The organism is Pedobacter sp. 01T416_2, from assembly GCF_056398925.1.
Window position 1 is genome coordinate 1 of sequence record NZ_JBFTQI010000418.1, and the last position, 5,190, is coordinate 5,190.

At 36.7% G+C, this 5,190-nt stretch carries 3 protein-coding genes; all 3 read left to right on the forward strand.

The annotated features are described in order from the left end of the window. A partial coding sequence (locus tag AC1DPQ_RS16865) for an N-acetylmuramoyl-L-alanine amidase (protein ID WP_477610314.1) occupies window positions 1-1,315 on the forward strand: 1,315 nt, incomplete at its 5' end. 12 nt (window positions 1,316-1,327) lie between these two features. After that, complete coding sequence (locus AC1DPQ_RS16870) at window positions 1,328-3,499, forward strand: M56 family metallopeptidase (protein ID WP_477610315.1); 2,172 nt, start codon at window positions 1,328-1,330, stop codon at window positions 3,497-3,499. Continuing rightward, on the forward strand, window positions 3,500-5,190 hold a 1,691-nt coding region (locus tag AC1DPQ_RS16875; protein WP_477610316.1), incomplete at its 3' end, for an outer membrane beta-barrel protein.

A 5,190-nucleotide genomic window follows, 5' to 3' on the forward strand; every position in this document is an offset into this window, starting at 1 on the left:
TTTTATAGATGAAGGTAATACTGCCAACACTACCATAAACTGGGATCAAGTGCTCATGTATGGTTACTGCTTGGTTTTAGCCGCCCTTGTTTTTAGAATGTTTTTTATGATGGTACGTATTCAGATTCAATTACGTAAACATGCCATAGACAGAAACGGAGCTGTTATCTTGGTCGATGCGAAATCAACCATAAAAAACTGTTCTTTTTTTAACCAGATTATTGTCGACTCCTCTTTGCAGCACGAAGAAAAGAATCTGGTAATTAAACACGRATACGTTCATGTGAAGCAGTTGCATGCTGTCGACAAACTTTTAGTCAATTTCGTTACTGCTCTCCTTTGGTTTAACCCCATTATTTATTTCTGGCGGAATGCCATCGATCACAATCACGAATTTCTGGCCGACCGTGAAACTTCTAAAGTTGCAGATAAGAAAGTTTATGCTTCCCTGCTCTTAAACCTGGCTATGCCAGCTAAAAATTTAGCCATTAATAGTTTTAGTAAACTTCCACTAAAAAATAGAATCATGATGTTGTATAAAGAACCAAATGCCAAGTTGCAAAAGCTTGCCTATTTAGCCATTGTTCCGGTTTTAATGATCTGCTGTATGGCATTTATAAACCGCAAAGAAATTATTGTTGAGAAAACATTAGCAGGGAACCAGGCTTCGGCAGATGCGCCCATAAAGCCAAATGTTTATGCCATGAGGTATTTAAACAGCAATATTAAGGTTAATCCGAATACTGCTTTTAATGAAGTAGAACCTACATTGGTTATTGATGCCGGCCATGGCGGAAAAGATGGAGCTGTAAGTGCCCTGGATGGACAAAAGGAAAAAGACTTAAACCTAAGGGCGGTAAAAATCCTAAAGGAAGAAGCAGCAAAAAGAGGGATTAAAGTAATATTAACAAGAAATTCTGACCAGTTTATTTCACTTCGCGATCGTTTACCGAAACAAGAGGCTACGGCTTTTATTTCCATCCATCATAATGCAACACTTGCAAATGCCGCTGTACCTTTCGGTGGAATTGAGGTTTATGTTTCGAAACAGAACAGCAATATTAAAACTGCGGAAGATCTGGGGGCTGGTATTTTAAGCAATCTGAAACAGCTTAAAGGGATGGAAGTAAGAGATTCATTAAAAAACGCAAACCTTTTGTTGCTCCGCGAATCTAAAATACCTGCAGTTTTAATTGAACTTGGAAATATTTCGGATAGTAAAACGCTGGAATATATCAATCAGGAAAAAAATATCCGAAGAATCAGCAACCTGATTTTAGATGGATTTGTAGCTTTTTCGAAACGTGGTTGTTAGTAAATTATAGCTATGGAATGGTTAACCTACCTACTCAAAGTTACCGCCTGTACGGTGTTATTCTTTGGCTTCTACCTGCTGGTTTTAAGAAAACTGACTTTCTTTAAAATCAACCGCTTTTATTTGCTGGCTACACTATTGCTTAGTTTTATTATTCCGGCTTTGCAGTTCGAAGTTAAGCGAGAAATAACAATAGTGGAAACTGAGGTTCCGGTTAATATACCTGAAATAAAACCCCTAACTCAAGCACCTGTTCAGCTCATTCAGCCCATTGTGGTGAAGTACCAGCCAGGGGTAGTGCATAAAATCGACTGGATGGCGGTGATGTATTACGTTTATGGTATTACAACTTCACTTTTACTGTTGGTTTGCCTGTGGCGTTTGTTCAGCTTGCTTAAGCATACCAATAGGTACACTAAAAATGGCGATGGCCTAAAGCTGATTACCAAAACAGAAGGTTTTACCAATTGCTCTTTTTTTAACTATGTTTTTATAAATGATGAAGATTTAAGTACAGCCGATTTATCGATTTTGCTCAAACACGAACAGGTTCATGCCAGGCAATACCATTCGATAGATAAAATTGTTTTAATGGTTTTTAAAGCCGTTTTGTGGTTTAATCCTGTTGTTTACTTATATGATAAAGCTTTAGAGCAGATACATGAATATGAGGCAGATGAAATCACTTCTACAGATTTTGGCAATCAGGAATACGCCAACCTCCTGTTAAAATTGACGATCAGCAAAAGTGATGTACCGCTGATCCACAATTTTGTGAAGAGCCCGATTAAAGACCGGATTAAAATGTTGTTCCACGCTAAATCTAAAAACATGAAGAAATTAATGTATTTATTAGCAATACCTGTTGTCATGGGACTGATCTGGTTATTTGCTGTTCAGGTGGTATACGCGCAAAATAAAAAGGAGGAGAGTAAACCTTCAAAAGATTTTTATAAGGGAACTTTGAAGGGAAAAGTGCTGAAAATTGGAAAAACTTCAGTGGGTGGCTATACATTCGATTTATTATCAGAAGGGAAAGTCTATGCGGTAGAAGCCACTGGCTTTAAAGAAAAAATTAAGATTGGCGATGGACTTATAGCCTACATATCGGGTAGGATTGCGAATATGAAGAGAATGAATAAAAGTGGTAAAGTTATCGCAGAAACAGATGGACCAATCTATAATCCGACAAAAGTAACAACCTTAACGGGAAAATTAATTTACGAACCAAAAATAGACAAGCATGCTTTTTTATATGAAGCCAATAAAGCACGTTTTGCTTCCTCTAAAATTAAATCAATTCAAAAAGGTGCCAATGGTAAGATTGAAAAGATTGTTTTGAATGATGGGTTTTTTACCATCAACCTAAACCTTAAAACACAGAACATAAAGGATGACAATTTTAAAGCTGGCGATAAGGTACTGGTTAAATTTATTGGAGAAAAGTTGATTTCAAAAAATACTTATAATACAGATAAAATGATTGTGCTGTATTCTGAACCTAAAAAATATACGATCAAAAATGAAGCGCTTTATAACCGGTTTTATCTTAGCGATGGCAAACAGAAGGTTGCTGCGATGAAAAATGATACAACAAAAGTTGGCGGACCAGTTGAGCCTAAAATCATTTCATTCAAAAAAATAATCGGTGATGTGAAGCATAAAGTTTCTTACATGGAAAATGCGGTTATCGATATTGTGAACTGTAGATTAGAAGCCGAATACGTAGAATTGGATCAACTTAATGGTAAAATGATCGCCAAAAATGCAGTATTAAAAGCCAAAGAAGGTGGATCTGCAACTGCTAAAATAATTGTATTTAATTTGAAAGACGGAAGCTATAGGGCTGAAAATGGAGAGGGTAAGGTTGGATTGAATATACATGATGCTGCGCATGAGAAGGATTTTTTAACAAAGTTGAATGACAAAGTAGAATATGTTGCCAAGGATTCTGTTAAAATGAGTAAGGATAGATCTATCGTATCTCTATTTGGAAATGCAAGGTTGTTCTATAACAAGATAAAGTTGTCAGGTTCTAAAATTGTTTACAATAAAAAAGATAATACAGTGCTTGTTAACGACGCCACCATGACCTCGGGCGATACTAAAGTGAGGGCTGATAGCTTATTTTTTGATATAAAAACAAAAAAAGCCAAATTATACGGTACTGATTTAAACCGTTAGATGTTCCGGTCTATTTTCTTTTTTATTGCTGTTTTTTGTGGCTTCTCTTCCCGGGCACAGTTTAACCTTTCGGGCAAGGTAACGGATAAGGAGTTTAAAACTTTACCCTTTGTTACGGTTAAGATTTCAGCACCTCAAAATAAAGTATTTTATACCCAAACCGATAGTTTAGGCACTTACCAATTCAAATTACCATCGGGGAAATATTCGGTTGTTTTTTCTGCAATCAATTTTAAAGCTGTAAACCAGTCATTTGCCTTAACAGAAGATACTGTAATTAATATTCAACTTCAGGAAAACCCAAACAGGCTTACTGATGTCCAGATCAATGCTAGAAAAGCTTTAATAGAAAAACAGATCGACAGGACCATTTTTAATGTAGAGAATAGCATTTCTGCTGTCGGAACCGATGCATTGGAATTACTTTCGAAAGTGCCTGGCGTGCGGGTTTTGAATGATAGGGTTTCATTGGTGGGCAGGGGTAGTATTAACATTATGATTAACGATAAACTGGTGCCCTTATCGGATGATGAACTGGCGAATTATTTAAAATCAATTCCATCAGGCGTCATTGCCAAGATTGAAGTGATTACCAATCCGCCGGCAAAATATGATGCCCAGGGAAATAATGGCTTGATTAATATTGTATTGAAGAAAGTTACTGCCGAAGGCTTTAGAGGGTCGGTTAATACTGTTTTTTCACAAGCTACTCATCCAACGGCATCAGGAGGTGGGAATTTGAGTTTTCGGAAAAATAAAATTACGCTCTCCTCAAATTTCAATATCAGAAAAGGATCTCTTGTGCCGTTTGAACAAAGTGACGTTTTTTATCCTACACAGAGCTGGAATATTGTAAATAAAGACCGGAATTTTAGAACGGTACCCAGCGGACAGATCGGAATTGATTATCAGGTCTCCCCAAAAACAGTATTGGGTTTATCATATAACGGTGGTTTAACCAACTTCCATTCCGAAGAAAATGTTAAAACCACTGTTTATAGCAAAACAGGTAATTTAGATTCGGTGTTGAATTCTGATGCCAATGCCAAAATCAGGTCTCATTATCATTCGGCCAATATTTATTTAAAACAGGCCTTGGATTCAGCAGGGAAAGAATTGACCATTAACGGCGATTGGTTTAAATACAATGATGATAAAAACAGGCTTTTTAACAATACAAGTTATTCCCAAAATGGAGCGATTATTCCGAATTCTTTTGTCGAATACCTATCAACCAGCAAACAAAATATAGATTTATATACCTTAAAAGTCGATGTAGACTTGCCCTATAAAACCTTTAAGTTATCCTTCGGTACAAAACTGAGCTTTATCAATAACCAGAGTGATCTTGCATTTTACAAAGCCCGTAATGCAATTTACGAATTAGATCTGGGCCAAACCAACCTTTTCAACTATCAGGAAAATACACAGGCCCTCTATGTCAATTATAATAAAACCATAAGGAGTTGGGATTTTCAAGCTGGGCTGCGTGGAGAATATACGCAGATTGATGGCATATCCGTTAATGAACAAAATCGAAATGAGTATTTCCGTCTTTTCCCTACATTTTACATCGCTTATCGTGCAAATGATAAAAGTACTTTTGCGCTTAATTATGGCCGTCGGATCAACCGACCTGCTTACCGTAAACTAAATCCCTTCCGTTGGTACAGCAACCAATATGCTTATAC

What these genes read in the sequence shown, in the direction of transcription:
- AC1DPQ_RS16870 (WP_477610315.1), top strand. Translation starts at nt 1,328, where the DNA reads ATGGAATGGTTAACCTACCTACTCAAAGTTACCGCCTGTACGGTGTTA.